At 40.3% G+C, this 25,371-nt stretch carries 21 protein-coding genes; 2 read left to right on the top strand and 19 right to left on the bottom strand.

The features are described from left to right. Positions 1-8 precede the first annotated feature (8 nt). The 12 genes from msrA to fdrA all read right to left on the bottom strand — a co-directional run bounded on the left by msrA (position 9) and on the right by fdrA (position 16,008). The gene (gene msrA, locus CUS89_RS09320; protein ID WP_104871904.1) at positions 9-827 is read right to left on the bottom strand and encodes a peptide-methionine (S)-S-oxide reductase MsrA; all 819 of its coding nucleotides are present in this window, start codon (positions 825-827) and stop codon (positions 9-11) included. Between the two features lie 98 nt (positions 828-925). Continuing rightward, positions 926-1,663: a tRNA pseudouridine(38-40) synthase TruA gene (gene truA, locus CUS89_RS09315; RefSeq protein ID WP_104871966.1), complete on the bottom strand. Its 738-nt coding sequence runs from the start codon at positions 1,661-1,663 to the stop codon at positions 926-928. 134 nt (positions 1,664-1,797) lie between these two features. Further along, positions 1,798-2,850: a PTS sugar transporter subunit IIC gene (locus CUS89_RS09310; protein ID WP_104871903.1), complete on the bottom strand. Its 1,053-nt coding sequence runs from the start codon at positions 2,848-2,850 to the stop codon at positions 1,798-1,800. A 13-nt stretch (positions 2,851-2,863) separates the two neighbouring features. Next, on the bottom strand, positions 2,864-3,802 hold the full coding sequence (locus CUS89_RS09305) for a 2-dehydropantoate 2-reductase (protein ID WP_071866186.1): 939 nt from the start codon (positions 3,800-3,802) through the stop codon (positions 2,864-2,866). Between the two features lie 508 nt (positions 3,803-4,310). Continuing rightward, the gene (locus tag CUS89_RS09300) at positions 4,311-5,150 is read right to left on the bottom strand and encodes a PRD domain-containing protein (RefSeq protein WP_104871902.1); all 840 of its coding nucleotides are present in this window, start codon (positions 5,148-5,150) and stop codon (positions 4,311-4,313) included. Positions 5,151-5,200: 50 nt separating this feature from the next. After that, a complete protein-coding gene (locus CUS89_RS09295; RefSeq protein ID WP_104871901.1) occupies positions 5,201-6,667 on the bottom strand; it encodes a glycoside hydrolase family 1 protein in 1,467 nt (488 codons plus the stop codon). 20 nt (positions 6,668-6,687) lie between these two features. Continuing rightward, positions 6,688-8,529: a beta-glucoside-specific PTS transporter subunit IIABC gene (locus CUS89_RS09290; RefSeq protein ID WP_104871900.1), complete on the bottom strand. Its 1,842-nt coding sequence runs from the start codon at positions 8,527-8,529 to the stop codon at positions 6,688-6,690. Positions 8,530-8,732: 203 nt separating this feature from the next. Then, a complete protein-coding gene (locus CUS89_RS09285) occupies positions 8,733-9,947 on the bottom strand; it encodes a dicarboxylate/amino acid:cation symporter (RefSeq protein ID WP_104871899.1) in 1,215 nt (404 codons plus the stop codon). Positions 9,948-9,953: 6 nt separating this feature from the next. After that, complete coding sequence (arcC, locus tag CUS89_RS09280) at positions 9,954-10,892, bottom strand: carbamate kinase (RefSeq protein ID WP_104871898.1); 939 nt, start codon at positions 10,890-10,892, stop codon at positions 9,954-9,956. Between the two features lie 22 nt (positions 10,893-10,914). Beyond that, a complete protein-coding gene (locus CUS89_RS09275; protein WP_104871897.1) occupies positions 10,915-12,159 on the bottom strand; it encodes an MFS transporter in 1,245 nt (414 codons plus the stop codon). Then, complete coding sequence (locus tag CUS89_RS09270; RefSeq protein ID WP_104871896.1) at positions 12,129-13,004, bottom strand: DUF2877 domain-containing protein; 876 nt, start codon at positions 13,002-13,004, stop codon at positions 12,129-12,131. Before CUS89_RS09270 ends, CUS89_RS09275 begins: the two co-directional genes overlap by 31 nt. Further along, entirely contained in the window at positions 12,997-16,008 is a 3,012-nt protein-coding gene (fdrA, locus tag CUS89_RS09265; RefSeq protein WP_104871895.1) for a bifunctional FdrA/YlbE family protein, read from the bottom strand. Before fdrA ends, CUS89_RS09270 begins: the two co-directional genes overlap by 8 nt. Before the next feature lie 121 nt (positions 16,009-16,129). Here fdrA and CUS89_RS09260 point away from each other — a divergent pair, with 121 nt between their 5' ends. Both CUS89_RS09260 and CUS89_RS09255 read left to right on the top strand, forming a co-directional pair. Beyond that, positions 16,130-17,725, top strand: a complete 1,596-nt coding sequence (locus tag CUS89_RS09260) for a PucR family transcriptional regulator (RefSeq protein WP_104871894.1) — start codon at positions 16,130-16,132, stop codon at positions 17,723-17,725. Further along, positions 17,697-18,521: an alpha/beta hydrolase fold domain-containing protein gene (locus tag CUS89_RS09255; RefSeq protein ID WP_104871893.1), complete on the top strand. Its 825-nt coding sequence runs from the start codon at positions 17,697-17,699 to the stop codon at positions 18,519-18,521. The genes CUS89_RS09260 and CUS89_RS09255 overlap by 29 nt, the downstream gene beginning before the upstream one ends. 122 nt (positions 18,522-18,643) lie before the next feature. Here CUS89_RS09255 and CUS89_RS09250 read toward each other — a convergent pair whose 3' ends face one another. The 7 genes from CUS89_RS09250 to CUS89_RS09220 all read right to left on the bottom strand — a co-directional run bounded on the left by CUS89_RS09250 (position 18,644) and on the right by CUS89_RS09220 (position 25,205). After that, entirely contained in the window at positions 18,644-19,264 is a 621-nt protein-coding gene (locus CUS89_RS09250) for an AAA family ATPase (RefSeq protein ID WP_071866225.1), read from the bottom strand. A gap of 1 nt (position 19,265) precedes the next feature. Then, a complete protein-coding gene (locus CUS89_RS09245) occupies positions 19,266-20,135 on the bottom strand; it encodes a class II fructose-bisphosphate aldolase (protein WP_104871892.1) in 870 nt (289 codons plus the stop codon). Positions 20,136-20,156: 21 nt separating this feature from the next. Further along, positions 20,157-20,549 (bottom strand): hypothetical protein, encoded by a 393-nt coding sequence (locus CUS89_RS09240; protein ID WP_074799666.1) that lies wholly within the window; start codon positions 20,547-20,549, stop codon positions 20,157-20,159. Positions 20,550-20,568: 19 nt separating this feature from the next. Beyond that, positions 20,569-21,858 carry a PTS sugar transporter subunit IIC gene (locus tag CUS89_RS09235; protein ID WP_104871891.1) on the bottom strand — a complete coding sequence of 430 codons (1,290 nt, stop codon included), beginning with the start codon at positions 21,856-21,858 and terminating at the stop codon, positions 20,569-20,571. Between the two features lie 24 nt (positions 21,859-21,882). After that, entirely contained in the window at positions 21,883-22,185 is a 303-nt protein-coding gene (locus CUS89_RS09230; RefSeq protein WP_010736508.1) for a PTS sugar transporter subunit IIB, read from the bottom strand. Between the two features lie 18 nt (positions 22,186-22,203). Beyond that, positions 22,204-24,285: a BglG family transcription antiterminator gene (locus tag CUS89_RS09225; RefSeq protein ID WP_104871890.1), complete on the bottom strand. Its 2,082-nt coding sequence runs from the start codon at positions 24,283-24,285 to the stop codon at positions 22,204-22,206. Between the two features lie 275 nt (positions 24,286-24,560). Next, a complete protein-coding gene (locus CUS89_RS09220) occupies positions 24,561-25,205 on the bottom strand; it encodes a DUF998 domain-containing protein (RefSeq protein ID WP_104871889.1) in 645 nt (214 codons plus the stop codon). Positions 25,206-25,371: the final 166 nt, after the last annotated feature.

Here is a 25,371-nt window from a genome sequence, read left to right as displayed (position 1 = left end):
TGACTGATTTATTTCTTGGCTTTTTTTCTCCAATTGTGCGTCATTTTTTGCAAAAATGCTAATTGATGGCGGGTCTGTTTTATTTTTTTATAACGCTTTGGTTGCTTCTGATAAAATTGCTGATGGTAATTTTCTGCCGGCCAAAAAGCTGTCGCTGGCAAAATAGCTGTAACTATCGGTTTTCTGTAGCGACCTGATTCGCTTAATGCTTGTTTCGACGCTTCAGCAGTTTTTTGTTGCTCTTCATTTTGAACAAAAATGATTGGGCGATATTGTTCCCCGCGGTCTTGAAATTGTCCAAATTCATCCGTCGGGTCCGTTACTTGCCAGTAAATCTCGACTAGCTCTTGATAACTGATCAATCGCTTATCAAATATGATCTCCACTGCTTCCACATGACCGGTATAGCCGCCACTGACTTGGTCATAATTAGGGGAATCAAACTGCCCGCCTGTGTACCCGGACATCACAGAAACAATCCCAGCTTTTTGCTCAAAAGGCTCTACCATACACCAAAAGCAACCGCCAGCAAATACCGCCCGTTCTTGAACAGTCGGATCTGTCATCTCGTGTTTAGAAAAATCATACCGCGCTTCCCCTAACGGATCACCGACCATATGCAAATAGAAATCCATAACATCTGGGGTTAGATTTTGTCGTAAAGCTAATGGTCGCAAAGAAACTTCCAATTTTTCAAGTACCTCTTTTAGAGAAACAGAAGTTGCTAACTCTTCTTTCGCTATCATTAACTGTTGCCGCTCCCAGTCTCGCGTGTTTGGGTTTAAAATCAAATTGTAGAGAGTGGTAATTTCTTCCTCTTTCTTCATCGGGTCTCCCCCTCCCAAAGTGTTCACTGTCGATCCAAGGAAACAGGAAAAAGCTGAGAGTGCTTTTTCACTATTTTCTTTGAATCATTCAACATCTCTTAATAATACACTTCATCTAGAAAAAGCGCATGTGCGGGAACTGTCTCGCCTGCTTGCTGTCTGACTTTTGTTTCAAAAATCGTATCGATCAAAGATAAATCTGCTTTACCTGAACCAATATCTAAAATCGTTCCCATTAAGATCCGTACCATTTTATACAAAAAACCATCCCCTACAAATGTAAAATGAAGCATATTGCCTTCTTGTTGGATCGATAATTCTTCAATTGTACGTACTGTTGATTTTTTTGTTTTTTTCAATGCTGAAAATCCAATAAAATCATGTTTTCCTTCTAGTTTTCGACAAGCTTCTTCCATTTTCTCCAAATCAAGCGCCTTCGGATAATCAAAACTATGGTTTCTTTCAAACACTGTTGGAATCGGTGCATTCCAAACGTAGTAACTATATTTTTTTCCTTTTGCATTATATCGAGCATGAAAACGTTCAGGTACTTCTTCCACTTTTTTTACCACAATATCTCTTGGCAAATAACGATTGAGGAAATCTAGCATCTCCATTCGACTCATCGTACTAGCTGTTTTGAAGTTGGCTACTTGACCTCTAGCATGTGTGCCAGCGTCTGTTCGACCAGAACCGATAATCTCAATCGTTTCACCGGTCATTTGCGAAATGATCGCTTCGATCTTTCCTTGGATCGTTTTTTCATCATTGCCAAGTCGTTGCCAACCAGAATATCTTTTTCCATCATATTCGATCGTTAATTTTATATTTCTCATGTATTCTCCTTCTATCGGATCAAATGATCCATTGTTTTCATTTAGTGTCAGTATAGCAGATAACACCAGCTTCTTCTCAAAAAAAAAACGCAATCCAGAAATTTCTCTGTTTTGCGTTTTTTTATAATTTTTGATCAACCTAAGAATTTGAAGACTTCTTCCCGGTCGTAAAGTTTCAAGACTTTCTCAAATACCAATTGCGTAAATAAAGCAGCAGCGACTGGTACGACGAACCAACAAATCAATACCATCACGATATTTAGTCCAGCATCTAATGAAGCAAGAGGGCCAACTAAACCTACGATCCCAAAGCCCGCAGAAGCAGGTGTTCCTGATACGGAGAAAAGTGCAACAGGTATCGCTGTGATAACTGCACTTACTAAACATGGAACCAAGATGATCGGTTTACGGAATAAGTTCGGCATCATCATCTTCATTGCCCCTAACGCAATCGCGATCGTGACACCTGATTTGTTGACACGCCAAGAATTGACGATCAACACAAAGGTTGTTGCTGCGACACCCATAGCAGCAGCACCAGCAGAGACACCGTCTAACTGGATCGCTAAACCAATCGCCACTGTTGAAATCGGTGAAATGATCAAAAAGGCAAATGAACAACCGATTAAAATAGACATCAAAAGAGGTTGCAATGTCGTAAAGTTATTGATACCTTCACCGATTGCAGAGGTGATCGCTGTCACATAAGGGAATAAATAAAACCCAATAAGACCTGCGCCCACACCGACAACGATTGGTGTCAATACGATTGCGACCGAGCCAAAAGCGTTACCGATCAATAGGATCAGACCAACAGCAATTGCTGCGGTGATCATGGTATTGATGATATCTCCTGTACCCGATCCTACATATACCCCTGCTTCACCAAGATCTGGCATAAAGCGGACAACACCAGAGCCGATAAATGAAGCACCAGCTACTACCATCATTTGCATCGGATTAAAACCAAATTGCAACCCGATCAAACCACCAATGATCAATGGTGTCGCTAATTGGAAGATCACAGCTAGTTGTGCAATCGTCACAGCAACAGGATATTCACTGAAATACTTTAAAATAGCTCCTAAAACAGCATTTGGAATCAGTCCTACGATGATCCCTGTTGCCGTTCCAGCTAATACTTTGTTCAAAAAAATTCTTGGCGTTAATTTATTCGTCGTATCCATTTACTTGTTCCTCCTATTTCGCCTGTAAAATCTGTTCTTTTGCATGCACGAGCGCTGTCAAAAAGTCACAGTAAGGCGTAGCGATCCCGTATTTCTTTCCTTTACGTGAAATCGCACCGTTGATATAGTCGATTTCTGTCAAACGGTTGTTTTTGATCAAATCTTGATGCATTGATGGGAAATGCATACCGATCGTTTCAGGATCAAAGCAAGTTTCACAGTGTGCGACTGCTTCTTCCACATCTAAATCAATATTTTCGGCTTTTGCTACTTGACCAAATTCATTTACGATAGCAACAACCATATCATGAGCAGTAGAAGTACGACCAAGTCCTGCCATATTCACGTCTAAGATCGTACATAAGCCGTTCATCGTGCCATTGACACAAGCTTTACGATAGATCGAGTAATGGATATTACTTGAATACTTCGCATTCAATCCAGATTCAGCTAATGTTTCCGCCAATTCTTTTGCAGCTTCTTCTTGTCCGTCTCCTAAGTTTTGTAGTTCTACTGAACCACTACCGAATAATTTCACACGGCCAGGCCCTTCTAAGCCTGCTGTCCACATCGTATTACCAATAAAAATATTTTTCATTGGTACAAATTTTTCAATAATATCTTCATGGCCGATCCCGTTCAATAAACAAAGGACTTTAGTATCATCTTTGATCATTGGACGAATATCTTCCAGCATTTTTTCAAGTTGCATTGCTTTCGTGAATAAGACGATCAAATCAACTTTTTCTGCATCATTGATTTCTGATTGAAGAACGACTGGGATATCGACAACGATGTCCTCGCCATTAAAGTTTGCTTTCAATCCATTTTCTTTGATCGCTTCTACATGGTCTTTCCACCCATCGATCAATGTCACGTCATTTCCACCTTTTTGCAACATGAGTCCAAATCGACTCCCCATTGCACCTGCACCAGCAATTGCTATCTTCATTTCTTTGTTCTCCCCCTTTAATTTGGTTATACGACGAATAAGCAAATAATTCCCCTCACGATCATTCAATCATTCACAATGTCCGCTAGTTATGACTGATCATTCGTTTGAAAAACTATTTTACTTGACTCATTTTCCCATTTCCTTTGATTTATTTCAAATAGCCTGATTGATTGCTCACAAACGTAAGCGTTATCTATTGATTCCAAGCTAAAGCAGATGGGTTGACGTACGACACTAAGGAGTATTATACACTAAAAACAGCCCGTTTTTTTAATATAACCATGATTATTTTTCTTAAATTTAAAATCATGATCGTTATATAACTAACCACATAAACTTGTGAACTAACACACGATCGTGTTCTAAAAATAATATATCTTGTATTTTGCGGACATACATTTCGCTAAAAAAGTACCTATTCCTCTTATTCGACACAAAAAAGCAGCTGCCAGAAATTTTCTTTGGCTTGCTGCTTTTCATTACATCATCTTATCTATTTTTATCTTCAATCAGGGTGCCGCATCAATCGATTGATATGCACACCTAGATAGGTGACTTCCTCATTCGTGATTTCCTGTTGGATCATTTTCTGGATATACTGCCTTACTTTGTCTGCATTTTCCATCGCCAATGGATACAAGATACACATTTGTTGATATAGCCCATCATCTTGACCATCCAACATCTTATTCGCAAACAACCGTTCAACGAAAAAACGAACATGAGTAATAAAGCGACTATAATGGATCGAGTCTGGAGCAATGTCGATCCGAATCGAATATTTTACTAAATTGACGATCCCACCAATCAGCTTTGCTTGCTTCATACTATCGGTTCCTTGACTTTCTTGAGACAATGAATTGATGACGTGAAAGGCGATATTTGCCGCTTCTTCAATGGGTAACTCCACATCGGATTTTTCATTGAAGATCATCAAGGCTTCCTCCGCTGCTTGATATTCCTCCGGATAGTAATTCTTGATCTCCCAGTATAAACGATTGGTGATGATGATCCCTTGGGTCATACGTTCAACTGAAAAATGTAAATGATCAGGTAATGTTAAATAAATACTAGAGTTCAACCGTTTCCCTAGTCGTTTTTCCATACTAGAGACCATTGCTTTCGTTAATTCAAAATAGGTCAAAGGAACTTCTTTGATCAAATCCAATAATTGCATGGCTTTGCCTTCATCATAGGGTAGATAGATTTCATCAATCGAATCATCCGAGATGATCTCCCCAGGCTTTTTGCCAAAACCGATCCCTTTTCCTAAAGCAATCATTTTTTGATGATTGCTGTCGATCAATACCACACTGGAGTTAAGCACCTTTAGTATTTTTCTCATGATACCCTCCTTCGATCCAGGTCACTCCTTGAGCGCATCGAACAGTTCCTTCACTCGATCGATCGACCATTCGTTCTAATAACTTCTTTATACCAGTAAAATGAATCTTTACGCAAGCGATCATAACTTCCATTTCCTTCATCATCCGCATCTACATAAATGAATCCGTAACGTTTTGACATTTGAGAGGTTCCGGCACTGACTAAATCAATAGGTCCCCAACTGGTATAACCAATCAAATCAACCCCTTCATCGATGGCTGCTTTCATCGCTTTGAAATGTGCAGTAAAATAGGCGATTCGATAGGGATCATGGATTTCATCGTCAATCACTTCATCAAAGGCTCCCATGCCATTTTCAACGATCATCAACGGTACTTGATAACGGTCATATAACTCTAGTAAAGAAATCTTCAAGCCTAAAGGATCGATTTGCCAGCCCCAATCTGTCGCTTCTAAATAAGGATTTTTGACACCTAAAACGGTATTCCCCGGTGTCCGCTCTGCCTTCGGATCTGCGGATTCACACATAGACATATAATAACTAAACGATAGGAAGTCTGCCGTATGTTCTTTCAATAATTCTTTATCACCAGGTAACATGTCGATCGTGATATGACGGTTGGCTAAGTCTTTCAACACGAGTGGTGGATACGTACCTTTTACTTGAACATCCGCATAAAAATGATTGTTCATATTCTTTTTCAATGTTCGTTCCACATCTTCTGGTCGACTCGTCAACGGATAGGTCATCAATTTGGTCAACATGCAACCAACTTGGCTACCAGGGATCTTTTCATGGCAATGTTTCGTTGCTAAAGCCCCTGCCACAAATTGATGATGTAACGCTTGATAAATAGCCGCTTCGATTTTGTCTGGTTCGATCGTATCAGTCAAAATCCCTGCAGTCGTAAATGGGTGTCTAAAAATACTATCCACTTCATTGAACGTCAACCAGTAATGAACATATTCACCAAATTCATCAAAACAAGTATCTGCGAATCGAACAAAGTCATCCACCACACTTCGTTGAATCCAACCGTTGCCTTTCATCGCTAATGCTAGTGGCATCTCATAATGAGACAATGTCACGATCGGTTCAATCGCTAGGCGCTTCATTTCCTTAAAAACTTCTTTATAAAATGAGACACCTTCAGGATTAGCTGTCTTTTCATCCCCATTTGGAAATAGTCGAGACCAGGCGATCGACAGACGTAATGTAGTAAAGCCCATTTCCGCAAATAATGCTAGATCCTCTCTATAACGATGATAAAAATCGACCCCTCGTCGTTTAGGGAACCATTTGTCTGTAGGGTCAGCTATAGCTTCTTCTACTTTTTCGATCGTCACCCCTACATGGGCTGCGTAATCTTTGTTGTCTACATTAGGTTTATAAGTTGCAACATCTGCCACAGATAGGCCTTTTCCACCAATATCCCATGCCCCTTCTACTTGATTTGCTGCAATTGCACCTCCCCATAGAAATCCTTCGGGAAAACCTGTTTGTGTCGTATCCATTTTTCTATTCCTCACTTTCTTCATTTTGTTAAAGCAGAAATCATCAATAACTCAGTTTCGGGTGTCACTGATTGATTTTTTACTTGACGATCGATGTGATACTCCTTCTGATTGGTCACGACCACCACAACGACTGGATCAAATCCTGCTTGTTTGATTTTTTCAATATCAAACGCAAGCAAACGTTCGCCTGGTTGCACCATCTGACCTTCTTGCACAAAAGCCTGGAAGCCTTCACCTTGTAACTTGACTGTATCGATTCCTACATGAATCAGTAATTCTACTCCGCTCACCGTTCGTAAGCCGATGGCATGACCTGTCTCAAATAGCATGGTCACTTGTGCTTCTTCAGGAGAAAAAACAATACCTTCTTCTGGAATGACCCCGACACCTTCGCCAACCATCCCACTAGAAAAGACATCATCTGGGACTGTTTCAAGAGGAATCACTTGGCCTTTGACTGGACTCACGATCCCCCAAGTACCTACCTTACGACTCTCATTCTCTTCTTGTGTCGCTGCTTCTTCTTGATCTTTAAAAAATACCAAGCCACCTACAAACGAAACGACAAAAGAAAGAGCTGTACAGACGAATGCCCAGACAAGGTTCATCGGTTGCTCTACACTGGCAAACATAGTGATACTCGCAATCCCTGGTCCAACTAATGCGAAGGCTTCTAAAGCCATGATGCCGGCAAAGATCCCGCCGATGAAACTAGAAACCATCACGATACTCAATACCCGTTTGTGTAAGATCGTGACCCCATATAATGCGGGTTCAGTGATACCAAATAAAGCTGAGATTCCTGCAGAAATCGCTGTTTGTCGCAATTTCATATTTTTTGTTTTTAGACTGACGGCAAAACATGCACCAGATTCAGCGATATTATGTGCCAAAGAAGCCGGTAAATAGAGCATCTCTTTTCCTAACTCTCCCATTGAAGAAACAGCATAAGGAATCATCGCTTTGTGCATACCAGTAACGACCATCAATGGTAAAACTGCAGCAAGTAAGCCTGTTGCTAACCAGCCTAATCGTTGATATAACTCGACGATCAAATATGAGAATGCGCCACCAACGTTATAGCCTAAAGGGCCTAAAATCAGCAGTGCAACTGGGACAGTCACTAATAAAGCAACCATCGGAACAAAGAAAATACGAATCGGCTTCGGAGAAATTTTCGTGACATATTTTTCAACGATACTGTAGAACAACACCGTTAAGATTGCTGGGAAGACTTGAGAAGCATACGCAATATTTTCAATTGAGAACCCTAGAAAGGATGTTCCGTCTGCTAGAAGGGTTGCCATTTCTGGTAAAAGCAAGGCACTCACTGCTGAAACAGCTACGATCTCATTGACTTTTAGCTTTCTTGCCGTCGTCATCGCAACTAAAATCGGTAAGAAGTAAAGAGGCGCTCCTCCGATCAAATTCAATAGCAGGTAAGTAGATGAGTTTGCATCCATGACACCCAATAAAGATAAGAGCAGTAAAAGTGATTTTAAGACACCGCCACCTGCAATCGCGGGAATCAACGGTTGAAAAACTGAAATGATAAAATCAAGTAAAATTGTTCCAACAGGTTTCTTTTCTTTGTTTATGTTCTGATCTGCAGAGATTTCTCCGATCAGTTTGGCTAATTCGTCATAAACTTCCACTACTTCATTCCCAATGATTACTTGGAATTGAGCATTGCTACGAACACCGATGACCCCATCTAAGCGTTCTAACTCTTCACGATTTGTTTGTTTGACATCTTTCAACGTAAAACGAAGCCTAGTTGAACAATGTTCCAAATGAATGATATTTTCTTTTCCGCCAACGAATTGTAAAATATGCTTTGCTAAAGTTTGATAATCCATTTTTTCCACTCCTTCTTTCGTTTTCCTTTTTCGCTGCGCAGACAAAAAAGAAAAAAGCAGGCAAGACCATAAGAAATAACAACAAAGGATTCTTTGTGTGTCTTTCTTTAGGTCCTGCCTGCTTTACCAGTCACATGCCTGTTTTATTTACATTTACTATAACAAGTATTTTTTAAAATTGCAACCCCTTTCTTTTTATTCATTTAGCCACGGTTAAAAATCTCATAATCGATTTCATCGACTGATTTTGCCACTAGGATCGCCGAATACACATCAGAATTGACATTCAAAATCGTGCGCAACATCCCTACTAACCATTCGACACCACCAAAAATGGCAATACTTTCAATAGGTAACCCCATTTGCGGCACGATGATGGCTAAAGAAACTAGCCCCGCACCAGGAACTACCGCATTGGCTAAAGAAATAAAAGTGGCTAAAATCGCAAGATAGACCATGGTCGTCCATTGAAACTCTACTTGGTACATCTGAGCGATCGTGATCACCGTCAGTGCCATGTGCATTGCTGAGCCATTACTGTTCAATGACATCCCTAATGGTAAGACTAAGTGACTGATTCGCTTACTCAACCCCAATTTATGTTGTGCTTCTTCTAATTCGATTGGTAAAGTGATGGCTGAAGAAGTCGTAGCAAGTGCCATGATCGACATATTCTTCATATTCATGATCAATTTTAACGGATGTAATCGGCCGTATATACTGACAACAACTAACCATCCCAGTAAGAACAATACTGTAGCTAAGCTATACACCAGCAGATATTTCACCATTGGCAGAATGACTTGTGCGCCTAATCGGCTGATACTGCTACTCACCAAGGCAAATATCCCAATAGGGGCAAGGTGCATCACATATTTGATGACTTCGATAATCACTTCGTTAAAATCAACGATTAGTTGAAACAACTTCGATTGCGGCTGTTTTTGTCCATAGTGATTCAAGGCTAAGCCGAAAAAAATCGCGAAAACAATGATTTGGATAATCGAACCTTGCGCAAGGGATTCAAAAATATTTTTAGGCACAAACTGGAGAAATGTTTCTTGGATCGACAGTTCTTGCGCCTCGATCGTAGGACTTAAACGCTCTATATGTTCCATGCCAGATCCAGGCGTAAACAAAACAGCCAATAACACACCCCATAAAGCTGCCAATAAGGAGGAAATCCCAAAGATGAGCAAGGTGCGTGTCCCAATACTTGCTAATTCCTTCAAATCAATACTGCCTAAAGCTTGAATGATCTGACCAAGGATCAATAATGGAATCGCCATCTGCATCAGTCGTAAAAATACTTCGCCAATCGGTTTTAACACAGGCGCACTCATTGGCCAGAACATCCCAACCAGAATACCTAAAGCTAATGCAAAGCTAATTTGAATGATCATGGCATTTTTTTTCATCACTCATTACCTCGTTTGTTGAATCACTGTTCCCGCACCTTCAGTCAAATGATTCAATTTTCCAATGGAAGTAATGACTGCTTGACGCTTTGGATCACTTGCCACAAAACGGACCGCTGCCTCTACTTTTGGCAACATACTTCCAGCTGCAAAATGGCCGGCAGCCACGTATTCTTTTGCTTCTTCGGGAGTCATTGTCCCTAAGGCTTGTTCTTCTGGTTTTCCATAGTTGATATAGATATGCTCGACACCAGTTAAAACGATCAAACGATCGGCACCCACAGCGTCTGCCAATACGGCTGCTGAGAAATCTTTATCATTGACCGCTTCCACGCCTTGATAAAGCCCAGATGATTCGATTACTGGGATACCACCACCACCTGCACAAATCGTGACAACATTAGCTGCCACTAATGCTTGGAGTGCTTCTTTTTCCACAATTTCTTTTGGTTGAGGAGATGCAACGACTTTACGGTAGCCACGTCCTGCATCTTCCACGTATGTTCCCCCATTATTTTGTACCGATTTTTTTGCCTCCTCTTCTGTATAAAATGGTCCAATCGGTTTCGTTGGCTTCTGAAACGATGGATCATTCGGATCAACTAGCACTTGCGTCACGATGGAGACGACCGGTTGATTGATCCCATGTTGCATAAACGCATTGGTTAACGCTTGTTGTAACCAATAGCCAATACTTCCTTGCGTCATTGCCACACATGTATCTAAGCTCATTGGAGGATTTTTTTCGCTTATTCCTGCTTGTTGCTGCAATAATAAATTGCCAACCTGCGGACCATTGCCATGACAAAGAATGACTTGTTCTCCTTGTTCAACAAAAACTGCAATAGCTTCAGCCGCCTGTTCAACTACGGCTTTTTGTCCTTTATCGGTTGGATCAGTTTCTAAAATAGCATTCCCACCTAAAGCAATCACATTTAATCCCATATCTTTCCTACACCTCTTTCTATTACTTCAGCGTTTGTGTACGATCCTCTTTTGCCAATAGGGCAAAAAGAATCAACCCGATGAACAACAAGACACAAGAGAGGTAAAAACCAACTTGCATCGAACCTGAAGTATCTGCTAAATAACCAGTAACGTAAGGAGCTAAAATCGATCCTGACATCCCGATAAAATTATACGCACTTAACGTCGTTCCTAAGGCTGCTCTTGGTGCATGTTTCGTGACAAACGTCACCATGATCGGATCAAGTGCTAATTTCCCAGTCAATCCATAAAGAATCAGCACTGTGATCAATAAGGTACGATTGGTAACAAAAGCGATAGCAAAAACTGAAACGATTGCTAATGGAACCAAAACAAAGACTAGTTTCTTCGTCGCTCCTGTCTTATCATTGATCCGTGCAAAGAGTAAGGCGCCTGGTATCGATGCCCAAGGGACTAAAGAAGAAATAAAGCCAACACTCGCTCCAGTAAATCCACGTTCTGCAATCAAAAACTGCGGCAACCAAGTAAGAATCACAAAATTAGCATAAATGCTGGTAAAACATAAAATAAAGGCTGCTACTAAGTTACGATTTGTAAAAATCTGTTTCAAAGAAATTTTTTCTTTGGGGCCTTCTTCCACTTCTGCTTCTTCACCCGGACGGATCACTTTTTCTTTCAACAATACATAAAACAAAATGCCAACAATCAATGTAGGGATCGCCATAAGATAAAAAGGTTTGCTCCAATCATCCCCGTTTTCTAAGACCAATTTACTTGATAGAAGATAACCGCCTGATGTTCCAAAAGCCATACCACTATTAATGATGGCATTTCCAATCGTCCGTTTACTCTTTGGAATCGCTTCTGTCGACAAGGCAAACTGTGGACCGTAGTATGCACCTTGCCCGATCCCAGCGATTGCACGAATCACTAAGAATAAAATAAACGTCGTGGCTAATCCGGTGAAGTATGTCGCTACTGCCAAAAGTAAAAATCCTACCGTGATGACTAACTTTCGTCCGATTTTGTCTCCGACGATCCCAAAAGGAATCTGAGCGATGGCATATGTCAGAAAGAAGATACTATTTGCTAAGCCTAATTGCGTATTGCTTAAACCGAATTCTTCCCCAACAACCCCCATGATCGGGTTGAAAATCGTTCGTGTGGCATACATCAAGATCCAACCAATAAAAAAGATTGCTACTACTTTGATCCAGTAAGTATCACTGACTCTTACTGCTTGTTTTTGTTTACTCGCTTCCATGTTTCACCCTCACTTTCTTCTCCTTCGATTGCTTGTAGCGCCAACCAAATACCAAAAGCTAGATCCATTCCCGAAGAATGACCGATTCTCATGATTTTCTCTAACTGTTCTTCTATTTTCTCCTCTTGATTTTGTGCTAAGTCTGAAAATAATTGATGCACTAGTGAATTGGCGTATCCCTTTGTCGCACAAGTTAGATACGCTTGGCTGATTGCAGTCGTTGCCGTTTGGGCTTCTCCCAGAGCAACCGCTAACGCGATTCCTCTGGGATCTGAAACAGTCCCTAAAACAAGCTGATAGCCCATCAATAGGTCATCACCACTAGGCGTCAATCCTTTGCCTCTGCCTAAAAGATAACCAACGACTTCTTGCCAATCAGTTGTCATCCACTCTCTATTTGGCTGTGCCATTCGAGCAAACAGTGTGGAAGCACGTTTATCTACCGGTAACCCGATTTTTGTCTGCCAGTTTTTTTCAGCCAAAAATGGTTTCAATAAAAGTAGTTGTTTTTTCGATAGCCCTAACTTGAAGACGTTGAGCGGAACCAGCCGACACGGTTTTAATGTCACTTGTCTGACACTTGAAGTACTGTAGATCGTCAATTGATCGTCATTTATTTTCACACGATTTCCTGTTTGAAGAGCCGAAGCAAGTGTGTTAAATCGATCTTCAGGAAGATTGATACCAAAACTAGATAGATACTCATGAAAACAGGCGATATTGATCAATTGTTGATTGATTTCAACATTAAAGGAATGCTCAAACACGCTGTGGATCACACCTATTTTTCCAAATTGCAAAAGTGGAGATAAATACTCGCTCATTTGAATTTCTTGATTACTCAACGTTGATCCCTAGCTCTTTAGCATAGGCCTCTAAGGCTTGTTCAAAGCAAGCGAGTGGTGCCCGAACTGTACCTGCACCAATTTGTCCCACTCCAGCATTTTTGTGCGCGATCCCAGTATTTATAACAGGGGTGATTCCTGTTTCCACCACTTTGCGAATATCGATTCCTAAGCAAGTTCCTTGAAAATCCCAAGTTGGTATCGAAAACGTCGGGTTATGCCCTTCGCAGATTTTCGCCATTTCATTTGAGGTTGCTAACGCATCTTCAAAACCACCTGCACCAACAAAACGGGTCACACCTGGTGCTGCCACCATGGCCATTCCACCTACACCGACTGTTTCTGTGATAGCACTATCGCCAATATCTGGATTACCATCTTCTTCATTGAATCCTGTAAAGTACAAGCCTTTTGGTGTGTTTACAGGCGCTAGATGCCATGTATCGCCTGTTTCTGCGATTCGAACACCAAAATCAACACCATTACGTGTCATCGTTGTCACGATCGTTCCTTTAGTCCCTTGGCGCGCACCATCGACGATTGCTTTTCCCGTAGCCATCATGATGTTCAAGAAAAATTGATCCGTATCTGCTAAGAACTTGATTACATCATATTTTTGTTCTTCAGGAATCTCCGTTTGAATGATCAATGGAGCGATTTCTTTCAGAAAATTCAAAGAAGCAGCAATATTTCTTTGATGGAATTCATCACCCATCGTAATCGACCGGGCGATCAAAACATTTAGATTCAATCCTTCCTCGGTGAATGCCAACGCTTGATGGATTGTTGGTCCTAGTACTTCTTTGATCCAATCTAAGCGATCAACGACTTCTTGGGAATACGCACCAAAACGTAATACCTTACCGATACCTTCATTCAAGATACAGAAGGCTTGATTGCCTTCTTTCCGGTTTTCAACAATGAAGACCGGCATATCACCAGAAGTGATCCCTCCCATTGGTCCTACTGCTTGTACATGATGACAAGGAATGAATCGCACTTCATTTGCTTCAAAAAGTGCTAATGCTTCTTCTTCGTTTTCTGCCCAACGTTCGAATAACGCTGCACCTAGACACGCGCCTCGCATCGGTCCAGTCATCGCCTCCCAAGTAATTGGCGGGCCTGCATGCAACAGTGTTTTTTGCTTTGGATCATTTAATTCAGGAATCACCGTTTTTGCAGGGACCACATCGACCAGAAATGGCTGTGCGTTCTTGATTTTTTCTGTCACTTTCTGATTTTCTTCGTCAATTTGCTCCTGATGCTCCTCTAACTCATCTAAAATTTTGATCATTTTCTTGTTACCGCTCGCGCGAGGCCGCCAATCCAACTGGACTGTTTGTCCACCATAGGTGACAATCGATTCGGTGAAGCTTTTCAAACCGACATTCACTACACGCGGTTTCGTCGTCAATAACTCCATGACTTGCTCACTCGGTTGTGGTACAGCAACTGTTTTTCCATCATATGCTAAGACTTCTTTATCTGCTTCAGACAATCTGATGCCTTTTAACAACAATGCCAATTGAACCGCTTTAGCATTACTCTCTGCGACAAAAACACCTGCTTCTTTCAAGCGTTCCACTGATTTTTGGTAGTCTTGTGGATCATTCTTCGTCCCACACACTGTCGCAACGAAATAAAGTTCTCGTCCTGCTTTTTCTGCTTCTGACTGCGCAGATTGAATCGTTGGTAACAATGCGCCAACCATGTCTTCATGTGCACCATACCCTAAAACAACATCAAATAAGATGACACCAGTTGCTTCTTCCTTGGCGTACTCTTCTATTTTGTGGATCCGGACTTCCGGATCGATCATTGGATGTGGTTTACCTTGTGTATAACGATCATCTCCTAAATCAATCACTTCATACCCTTGAGATTTCAAGATATACCCATCTTCTTTGACCAGACCACCTAAATCTAATGCTTCTGAAATCAACATGCCTGCTTCAGCTGCGAGCGTCCCCCCAGAATATAGCCCTTTGACGACTTTTTCTTTAGCAAGCGTCAAAACATCCGGTTGTTCTAGTGCTTCAAAGTAATTTTTTTTCACTGTTGCTTCGTTTGCTAAATCCACAGCGATACGGGCAGTTTCCTCTAACGTGTGTGCCAGATAGACTTTCCCTTCGTGATTCGTTGGTTTTTCTCCTAAAAATATAGCAACGACTGGTTTTGAAATACTCTGCAATAATTGCACTACTTCGTCACGCACCTCTTTTGCAGGTGGCTTAGAAATCACACAGATCACATCTGTTGGTTCATGGTTTTCAAGTGCCACGATTGCATCTTTGACCGTTATTGCTCCCACCTTGTCACTCAGGTCACGACCACCAGTACCAATAGCATGAACCACACCTCCACCTAGACGATCGATGATTGTCGTCACTTCTTGGATACCCGTACCAGATGCACCAACTACGCCAATATTTCCAGGTGCGACAACATTCGTAAAAGCAATAGGGATACTCGATAAAATACCTGTCCCACAATCTGGTCCCATCATCAGTAACCCTTTTTCATGCGCTAGTTTTTTCAGACGGACTTCATCTTCGATCGCAATATTATCCGTAAATGAAAAAACATGCAGATTATTCTTCAACGCACGTGCCATTTCTACTGCGCCGTATTCCCCCGGAATACTAAACAAGGCGACATTGGCATCTGGCAATTGTTTCAATGCTTCTTTCCACGTAGTCACTGATTTGTTCGGTTGCGCTGTCTCTTTTGCTGATAGATCCGCTAAAAAATCATCAATCATTGGCAATACCTTTTCCATGATTGATTCATCCTCACTCTCTACCACGATCATCAAATCGTTCGCAGACGCAGTTTGTGCTTTTTCTGTTAAAAGTGACGTGTTATTCAAAATGTCTTTATTAGCATCCGTTCCCATCATGATCTGGCTCATCTTGACTTCCTCAAGCGAATTGATTTGATTAGTCAATAGCATCAAGTTGATGGAATCTTGATAATTATTTGGTAAAACAACCGTTTCTAACATAATGCCCCTCCTTATTCATTCTTACACTGTCATTGTAGAAGATTAAGAAAGTGTTTTCATCGGACGTATTTCTAAAAGAATGCTATACTTTTTATCCATAAAAGGAAAAAAGGAGAATATGATGAAATTAAGGGAGTTATTATTGCTAGGTGAACTAAAAAAAGGGAAGATTCTAACGAATGAGATCGGTTTAGATAATGAAGTCGAAACTGCAATGGTCTTAGAAGCCATTGATATCGAAAATTGGAGCAAACAAAATCAGCTGATCCTGACCTCGTTTTATGCATTGAATGACTTATCAGAAAAAGAACTGGAAGATTTTTTCATCAAGATGTGTCAAATCGGGATCAGTGGTCTTGTGTTAAAAACCGATCGTTTTATCAAGGTGATCCCCGAATGGTTTATTGAATTGTGCTTCAAATATGAAATCCCATTGATCAAAATCAGTCAAGAGATCAGCTATGAAAAAATTCTACTAACGATTTATGAGCCGTTACTCAATGCACATGCCCATACTTTACGAACCTACTATGAAGCACGCCAGAGATTCAATCGCCTAGAAAAGCAGTTTTCTTCTTTAGAAACGATCATGCAAGAGTTTTATCAAATCATCGAACTTCCTTTTTCCTTAAAATTGCTTGATAAAGAAATCGAAATTTGCGAAGGGATGATTCCAACCGATGCCATCGTACTCTCACGTGAATCGCTACCGCAAACAGATTTCATGAAAAACGATTATTCTTTACTGACACTTTATGCTCAAACAGACTCGAAAAAACGCTATGCATTAGAGATCGCGATTTTCAATAACTATTCTCTCAATTGCTTATTGCTTGTTTATCTGAACAACCAACAAATCAAAGAAACCGACCTAGTTATTATCGAAAATGCCATTGACGCCTTGCAAGAAAAATTCAATACAGAAAGCCTATTGAAAAAAGAACGCTATACCCGTTTAAATAATTTAGCTGATGCCATTTTACAAAATACACCACGAAATCCTGAAGAACTAGATAGCTTGCTACAAGAAGCACATATGCAATCAAAAGATACTTACCAGACAATCGTCTTTTCAACTAAAGAGATGCAAACGCAATTAATGAAAAATCGCATCCTTACACTTTTACGGACACTGAAAAAAGAAGCGATTTTCTTTGACCAACATCAATATTCAGCTGTTTTATTCAACTTTGATCAATCGGAAGGGCCTATCACTAAAGATCAGATCTCACGCGTGATGGCAGAAATACTCACAGAAAATGAACAAGTAACATTTGCCATCAGCCAAGCAAAACCACGACAAGAAATCAAGGAATTGCTGTTTGAATGTTTGGATATTTTGAATTTCAATACTTCATTTTACAACGGTCCTGTGGTGACATCCGAAGATATCGGCATATTCAAACATTTTATTCGAGAGAATCAAATAGCAACATTGCAAGAAGCAATCCCTCCAAAATTGGCGCAGTTGGCTCAAACAGACTATGACTTATTTGAAACTTTTTATTGTTTTTTACAACACAATCGGAACTACAAACAAACAGCAGAAGCAATGTTTTTACATGCTAAAACGATTCGTTATCGTCTCCACAAAATTTTCGATTATTTATCAATTGATTTAACAAATCCGTTACAAATGGTCAATCATGAGATTGGCGCCTATATTATCAAAATGAGGAGACAGGCAAATGAAAGAAACCAAACAACTGCTCGATGACATTACAGTAACCATTTATCCTGCTCAGAGCGATACACCGAAATATATCCTTTATCTGCATGGTGGCGGATTGATTTACGGATCAAAAGGTGACATACCCCACACACTAAAGGATCTCTTTCTAGCTCATGGCTATACTCTACTAACTCTTGATTACCTGTTGGCACCAAATACATCTGTAACAGAAATCATTGCAAAACTAAATGAAAGCTTTGATGTCTTAAAAAAGACAATCATCCATGAACACCCCTTTGGTATTTGTGGACGTTCTGCGGGAAGTTATTTGATGTTCCACCTAACCAAATATTTGCTTATGGATAAAGGGATTTCACCCAATTTCTTAATCAATTTTTATGGATATACTGATTTTGAATTTCTGAAGAAACAAACCAATCCCACCACACACACATTAACAGAAGAAATGCTTATAGGCATCGATCAACAAACACCCACGGCAGACGATCCACTGATGGCTCGCGCCTTACTTTATCACTATGGACGACAACAAGGAATCTTAGCCGCTTACTATCGCTTACCGAAATCACTGGATTGGTCGGATCATGCCATTCGTGAAAAAGAACTTGCAGCTTTTCCTCCTTGCTATAGTACCGCCAGCACCTCAGACCAAGAAGTACCGTTTGCTTCAAGTAAAAGGATAAGTAAACAGATCCCGAATAGTCGATTCAAACCTGTTTATGATTTAGAACATGACTTTTTGAAACAAACAAACGAGCCCCAAGTCCAAACAGTCTTAAAGGAATTATCAGATTGGTTATCCACCAAAGAGTCGCTTTGACATATGGCACGGAAATCTAGTAATAAAAAACAAAAAAGCCTATCTCTCGATAAATAGGAGGATAGGCTTTTACTTTTTACGATTCATTTTAAAACTTGAATCAATCAACTAGATATTAATTTTTATTGGTCATTCGCCACTCGCCACTCTAACTCGTCTAACAGCGGCGTATAATCCACTTTGGTAAAATCAGTCACATCGAATGTATAAAGCGTTCCAAGTTCAAAGTGTTCATACTTTCGATCATTTATAACAGCTCTAAATTCTTCTTTGGTGATATGATTGGTTCCTAACGATCGATCGTCCAACGTATCCCCATAATGATAATGGTCCATGATATAACTCAAATGACGTTCAGGATCACGATCTCTTTTATAACGTCGTTGCCATAGTACATCAAAGTCTGCGTGCAAGCGAATCGTGATCACTTCATAGCCATATTTTTTTGATAACGCTTCTAATGGTCCTTTTTGTTTGTCACTGAAAGGATACTCTGAAACAATCACTTTCTTCCCAGCTTCCATGTACAGTTCCAACGCCTGATAAAAGAATGGATACACCTTGTTTTTTTCTTGCTCTGCTCGTTCAGCTAAATTATCGAACCCAATTGATTCAGCGTAATACTCTTTGACTTCATCTAAGGTAAGACGATACATCGTTGGAAACCGTTCGAACAGTCGTTCCATCAAATAGGTTTTCCCTGTCCCAGGACTTCCTGCCAAAAGAAACAAATATTTTTTTATTTTAGCTCTTTCCTGCATAGATCTCACTTCCTGTATTCAAAAACAAGCCGATTTTATGTTTGATGATTGCCTTCACTGCTTCATTGGCTGGGATCATGTTGTGGCGTAATGATCGGCTGACTTCTGTTTCACCAAAGCTTTCTTTTGCGGTTTTCGTCCAGTTGACAAGTAGCTCTGTCCCAACATTGAATTTACGGATTCCGTGATTGATCAACTCTGGATAATCTTCCTCTTTCACTCCAGTACCACCGTGGATGACCAAGGGAACATCGACTACTGCGTCGATTTCTTTCAGGAGTGGTAGATTGACTTCTGTTTTTGATTTGAATTGCCCATGATTTGTTCCAATAGCAATTGCTAATGCGTCTACTCCAGTTGCTGCTACGAATTCTACCGCATCTTCTGGTTTGGTATACACTTTATCATCTTCTGCCACATGGATTCCTTCTTCCGTCCCACCAATCGTTCCTAGCTCCCCTTCCACTGAGACACCACGAGCATGGGCGTATTCAACGACTGCTTTTGTTTTCAAGATATTCTCTTTAAAAGGTAAATGGGAACCATCATACATCACCGAAGTATAACCGCTATCGATTGCTTGCTTGATATCAGAGAAATCACGCGCATGGTCCAGATGAAGGACAGCATCCACCATTTCTTCTTCAGCGATCATTTTCACTACATTGACTAAGACATTCATCCCAATATATTTCGCCGTATCCACACTTGTTTGGATAATGATCGGCGCACCCATTTCTTTCGCTGCTCGTAACATTTCTGGCAACATCTCCAAGTTATGCGCATTGAATGCGCCCACGGTAAAATTCAAAGCTTCTGCTGTTTTTGTTACTTCTTTTAATGTCGTATACATTTTTTATAGCCACCTTTATTCTTATTTATTCCCTGTAATCGTGAGTTGTTTAGCAATTTGTCGCATCTCGTCCATTTTCCCCATATAATGATCAATTCCTTGATCGTTCCCAGCTCGTGCAGCTTCTGCTCTTTTTGCATTATATAAAGACATCAACTTCTTGTACCCATCATTGATACTTTTCTTCAGTGATAAACTTTTTTCAAGCTGTTCGATTGCCTGATCGTTATCCCCTAACTCAGCGAGTTTTAGTCCTACTTGTTCAAAAAGAACAGCTAGTTGGTCTGTTTCTTCTGTCTGGTCGATATCTTTCTTGAGTCGTTCGATTGCTGTTTGAAGTTCTTCTTTTTCTTCGCTGGAAAGCGTCTGTATTACTTCAGGTTGCTCTTTTTTCTTTTTCAAAAAACCAAACATCATGATCCCTACTTTCACATTAGAATGCTTTTAAAATCGGACTTAAGATCCAAGCGTAAAGTAGCGCTACCACTACTGTGTCGACATCTGTCGCTGTCGCACTAACAAATCCCATTGAATTGAAAATCGTTACTAGTAATGCTGGCAACAAGGTAATAAAGAAACCATGAGCGATCCCGCCAATGATTGCTCCTCGTCGTCCACCAACTGCATTACCAAAAATACCCGCTGTCCCCCCAGCAAAGAAATTCGTCAACATCCCTGGCAGAATCATCGCTAATCCAAACATCGGTAATGTAAACATCGCAATGACCGTACCGATCGTTGTGGTGATGAACCCTAAAATCACTGCATTCGGGCTATAAGGGAAGAATACCGGACAGTCTAGCGCTGGGATCGCATCAGGAACTAGTTTCATCGCAATCCCACGAAACGCTGGAACAATTTCGCCTAGTAATAAGCGTACCCCTGAAAGTAAGACGTATACACCGACAACAAACTGGATAGCTTGTAAAAAGGCAAACATGATGTAGTTTTGGCCCCCTGATAGCTCAGCCGCAAACGTCTCTCCTGCAAACAACACAGTCACGATATAAAGAGGTACCATCACCACCATGACCGATAGATACGTATCTTGTAAAAATTCAAAGTGAGCAGGCAATTTGATATCTTCAATCGATTTCTTGTTCTCGCCTTTTTCACCAAAAATTTTTGCTACCCCAGCCTCAAATAAATAACCGATCGTACAAAAATGGCCTAAAGCAATATCGTTTGAACCAGTGACCTTGCGTATGATTGGTTGCGCCATCGCTGGCATCGCAATAGCAAACACTGCCCCAATGAAACCACCAACTAAAATCAAGACAAACCCACGTAACCCAGCGAAGTACCCAAATACAGTAGTCATCGTCGCCATCCATAAGATTGCTTGACCAGTCAAGAAGATATATTTCCACTTCGTAAAACGGGCAAGTAAGATATTAAAGATAAAAATAGCTAAAAATGTTAATGCGATATCTCTACCTAGACCAAGTTCATTCATTGCTTGACCATTGATTGCTTCAATTGACGGAATGATCCCTTCCATTTGGAACCCTTCGGTAAAAATTTGCCCAAAATACGTCAAACTACCGACGATGATACTCGAACCCGCACTTAAAACTTGAAAGCCTAGCAATGTTTTCAATGTACCCGAAATAATCTGACCCGTTGATTTCTTTTGCAGAATCAGCCCTAACATCGCAATCAAGGCAATCGTGATCGACGCTTGAGTCAAAATGTTTTCGATAATAAAATTGATAACGCCCATGTTTTCTCCCCCTATTTTTCTTGATTAGATAGCTCCCTTACTTTGTAAAACTGGTGTTAACTTCTCTTCGATCTCAACTTTTGAGACGATATTTTTCAAGTAAATCATGGCTGTTGTCGGATCAATGGTAAATTTCTCAAATTGTGAACGAAAATTCTCTGCGGTAATGATCACATCCGGCTTCATCGAAACGGCCGAAGAAATATCACAGTGATCCAGCTTAGCTGTCACTCCTAATTTATTCAATACATCTTCAGCTGACATTTGAGCGGCAAAACTACTTCCTAACCCTGCACCACATACAAATAAAATATTCAATTTGTTCATTCCACTCTCTCCTTCTTTCTACTTAAATAGTCGTTTTTTAAATGAATCTACATTAGGACTTTCGATCAAACGAGTCAATTTCGTTTCGTCATTGATCAACTCGATCAACTCTTTCATGATCGTTAAATGAGAATACGAATCCACCGCTGCTAAGCAGAAAATGATTTTAACCGGATCCATCTCTTCATTGCCAAAATCAACTGGCTGATGAATCGTCGCGACACTCACCCCTAACTTATTGACGCCATCTTCTGGTCTGGCATGGGCTAATGCCAGATGCTTGCCAATAACGATATAGGCGCCATACTCTTCTACTGCACGGACCATCGCATCAACATAACTTGACTCAACGATATTTTCTTTCAACAATGGTTTAGCCACTCGTTCAATCGCTTCTTGCCAATTGTCTACGTGTTCTTGGATCAATATATGATTATCTGTCAAAATGTCTTTTAGCATTGGTTGGATCTCCCTTTTATTGATTTCTAAATGATTTTGCTCAAATAATGTTTCTAATTTGGTGTAGATTGACCGATCGATCTTGCCTCCACTTTCTTCCACGATCCGCAAGACGTCGGTAAACAATTCTGTTTGCCCACTCTCTGTCGGAATCAGCCGTTGGACCTTTTGGTGAGCGTTTAAAAATTCTGCAATGATCGGACGATTCGCATCGGTTAAAATAGGCTCCAACACAAGCAGTGGTTTGTTCTGATCTGATAATTGAAACGTACTGAAAATCAAATCAACATCTAACTTATCCACCAACTCCGCTTCTTTAGAACTCAATACCGCAACAACTTCAATTTGTGGAAACTTCTCTTTTAAATTTTCTGCTAATAGATTGCCGGTCGCCAGTCCATGGTGACAAACCACCACTGATTTATACATGGACGTGACATTCTGTTTGATCGTGCTAGCAATCGTCGAAAAATGGATCACTAGAAAAGCAAGTTCATCTTCGATTATCTCTCCACCAATGACTTCCTCGATCGTTGGGACAAATAATTCAACTGCTTCATAGATGGGGCGGTAATTGGCCCGAATATTTTCTTTCAAAGGATTCGTGACTTGGATTCGATGTTTGATGCGAATGATCAAAGCCGTCATATGTTTATAAAGGTTTTCACACAGGATTTCTTCTTTTAAGTGAAATGGGATACGGGTCTGTTCCTCGACGAACTGGATCAGTTGGATCGTCAACAGTTGGGCTTGGACCCATTCCAACGAATTACTGATATCTTTTGAACTGAATGTCTCAATCGTAAAACGAAGGTAGTTTCTTTCAACCGGTGGAACGTCTGTCAAGCGAAACTCAACGATGACTTTTTCAATAAAATCAGTGAAACAATCTTTTTTTTCGTTATTATTTTTCCAATTGATGGCTGCAATAAGTTCATGCTTTCTGACTCGCTGGACCCAAATCATCGTAAACAGCAAGAGTTGATTTTTGTAGATATCATCTTCTTGTCTGATCATAGTATCTGTATAGATGGCTTCGAGCTTTACAATCTCCGAAGGTGGAAAATACTGTTGAAAAATTCTTTGAGCCGCAGTGATTTTCGTACCATTTCTTGCTGAAAAATCAATTCTTCCTAGATTCTTATTGATCAAGTCATAAATCATCGTGCGGATGGAGCGCTCCGCTCCTTTATAGACCAATCCCTGTCTACCAAAACTCACGATCTCGATACCGTATTTGATCAAATCCGCTCGCAAACGACGCATATCTTCGTCCAGCGTACTTTTCGAGATCATGAATGCTTCTTCCTTACGATTCAAATAAACTGGCTGTTGCTCATAAGCAATCGATAACACTAAATCAAAGGTCCTCTCGTCACGATTCAACAACTCCTCTTGATAAGTCACCAATGCTTCTGCCAATCTTTTTTCTTCCTCATCGCTTAAACGCAACAGAAACCCTTGCTTACGAATCGTTTGGATCTCTGCCAGCTGATTGGCTCGCAACCAACTATTGGCATCAAGCACATCTTGACGAATCGTTCGTTGACTGACTTGATACTCTAAAGCTAATTGTTCCGCTTTGATTGGATAATGATATGCTCTAAATCTTTGAAGTAACTCAATCGTTCTCGTTTTCATATGATTGATTTTCCTTTCTGAACCAAGTATATGTTGGCGCTTCCAAATTAAAAAGTAGAGATTTCTGCCAATTAAGTTGGCAGAAAAGTAAGAACACCTTTATAAATTTTTTTAAGCAAGTTAGTAGCAGAAGTACCTACTTTCGAGAAATAAGCCGCGCAAGTCGAAAATAGTCTCTCCTATTTTTGGCTTGCGCGGCTAATTTTCTGAAAAAAACCTTCAGGAAGCTCGCTTATTCGATTGTTTAGAAATAATCATTTCGTTCAACCAAACAGCTATTTTGTCACTCGTTTTAGTTGGTTGATACCTACTGATACGATCGTTAAATAATTGAAGAAGTAACTCAATCTTTGACAAAAACCTAGTTTATCCAATAGTGGGAGGTGATTCAGCACTGGGATCCTTGCCAGTCCGTAAATCATCGCACTCAGCAGACTCAAGCTTATTAAGACGATATACATTCGACTGATTGGTTGATTCGCTTCTTTTCGATAGAGCAATAAAGCAAAAACCGGAAATAAAAGAAAGCCACTATAACCTAAACTAGAACCAACATTATGTACCCACGTTGAGAAATCCCACGAAGTAGCTTGGGTGTTAAGACTAAACAATCCTGTAAAAAGGCAATCGCCTATCGCATAGAAACCTAGTGAAACAACCAACCATTTCGCTAAATGAGTAGATACTTTTTCAAACGAAGCATACAATGCAGGTAAGGATAAGATAAAAAAGATGCCTGAAAAAACAGAACAAACAAGAAAGAATGTTCTCACTGGACTTGTGACGTCACCGAACACACTGATCGGCAGCGTCAATTGATCTAAACCTGGATAGAACAAGCCCAAAATATAAGGTGTCGAAAAATCACTCAACACTCCTAGAAATAAAAAATAAAGCCCATAACGTCGTAAAAAAACCATGTACTCCTCCAAAACACTTTTATTCTTATATACAGAATAACATTTTCAATTTAATTGCAAAACAAAAAATCCTATTGATTCTGTCACACTCAGTGAGTTAGGATCAAAGGATTTTTTGCTTTGACATAGCTTATTTACTATATTCTCAAAAAAGTTATCTTTTTAA

Source organism: Enterococcus mundtii, assembly GCF_002947535.1.
Lineage (GTDB): Bacteria > Bacillota > Bacilli > Lactobacillales > Enterococcaceae > Enterococcus_B > Enterococcus_B mundtii_B.
Note: the sequence above shows the minus strand (reverse complement) of the source record. Positions and strands in the feature narration are given on the sequence as shown.

Bases quoted from the DNA above. Each gene is read 5' to 3' on its own strand.
- msrA (WP_104871904.1), bottom strand. From the start codon at position 827: ATGAAGAAAGAGGAAGAAATTACCACTCTCTACAATTTGATTTTAAAC.
- truA (WP_104871966.1), bottom strand. From the start codon at position 1,663: ATGAGAAATATAAAATTAACGATCGAATATGATGGAAAAAGATATTCT.
- CUS89_RS09310 (WP_104871903.1), bottom strand. From the start codon at position 2,850: ATGGATACGACGAATAAATTAACGCCAAGAATTTTTTTGAACAAAGTA.
- CUS89_RS09305 (WP_071866186.1), bottom strand. From the start codon at position 3,802: ATGAAGATAGCAATTGCTGGTGCAGGTGCAATGGGGAGTCGATTTGGA.
- CUS89_RS09300 (WP_104871902.1), bottom strand. From the start codon at position 5,150: ATGAGAAAAATACTAAAGGTGCTTAACTCCAGTGTGGTATTGATCGAC.
- CUS89_RS09295 (WP_104871901.1), bottom strand. From the start codon at position 6,667: ATGGATACGACACAAACAGGTTTTCCCGAAGGATTTCTATGGGGAGGT.
- CUS89_RS09290 (WP_104871900.1), bottom strand. From the start codon at position 8,529: ATGGATTATCAAACTTTAGCAAAGCATATTTTACAATTCGTTGGCGGA.
- CUS89_RS09285 (WP_104871899.1), bottom strand. From the start codon at position 9,947: ATGAAAAAAAATGCCATGATCATTCAAATTAGCTTTGCATTAGCTTTA.
- arcC (WP_104871898.1), bottom strand. From the start codon at position 10,892: ATGGGATTAAATGTGATTGCTTTAGGTGGGAATGCTATTTTAGAAACT.
- CUS89_RS09275 (WP_104871897.1), bottom strand. From the start codon at position 12,159: ATGGAAGCGAGTAAACAAAAACAAGCAGTAAGAGTCAGTGATACTTAC.
- fdrA (WP_104871895.1), bottom strand. From the start codon at position 16,008: ATGTTAGAAACGGTTGTTTTACCAAATAATTATCAAGATTCCATCAAC.
- CUS89_RS09260 (WP_104871894.1), top strand. From the start codon at position 16,130: ATGAAATTAAGGGAGTTATTATTGCTAGGTGAACTAAAAAAAGGGAAG.
- CUS89_RS09255 (WP_104871893.1), top strand. From the start codon at position 17,697: ATGAAAGAAACCAAACAACTGCTCGATGACATTACAGTAACCATTTAT.
- CUS89_RS09245 (WP_104871892.1), bottom strand. From the start codon at position 20,135: ATGTATACGACATTAAAAGAAGTAACAAAAACAGCAGAAGCTTTGAAT.
- CUS89_RS09240 (WP_074799666.1), bottom strand. From the start codon at position 20,549: ATGTTTGGTTTTTTGAAAAAGAAAAAAGAGCAACCTGAAGTAATACAG.
- CUS89_RS09235 (WP_104871891.1), bottom strand. From the start codon at position 21,858: ATGGGCGTTATCAATTTTATTATCGAAAACATTTTGACTCAAGCGTCG.
- CUS89_RS09230 (WP_010736508.1), bottom strand. From the start codon at position 22,185: ATGAACAAATTGAATATTTTATTTGTATGTGGTGCAGGGTTAGGAAGT.
- CUS89_RS09225 (WP_104871890.1), bottom strand. From the start codon at position 24,285: ATGAAAACGAGAACGATTGAGTTACTTCAAAGATTTAGAGCATATCAT.
- CUS89_RS09220 (WP_104871889.1), bottom strand. From the start codon at position 25,205: ATGGTTTTTTTACGACGTTATGGGCTTTATTTTTTATTTCTAGGAGTG.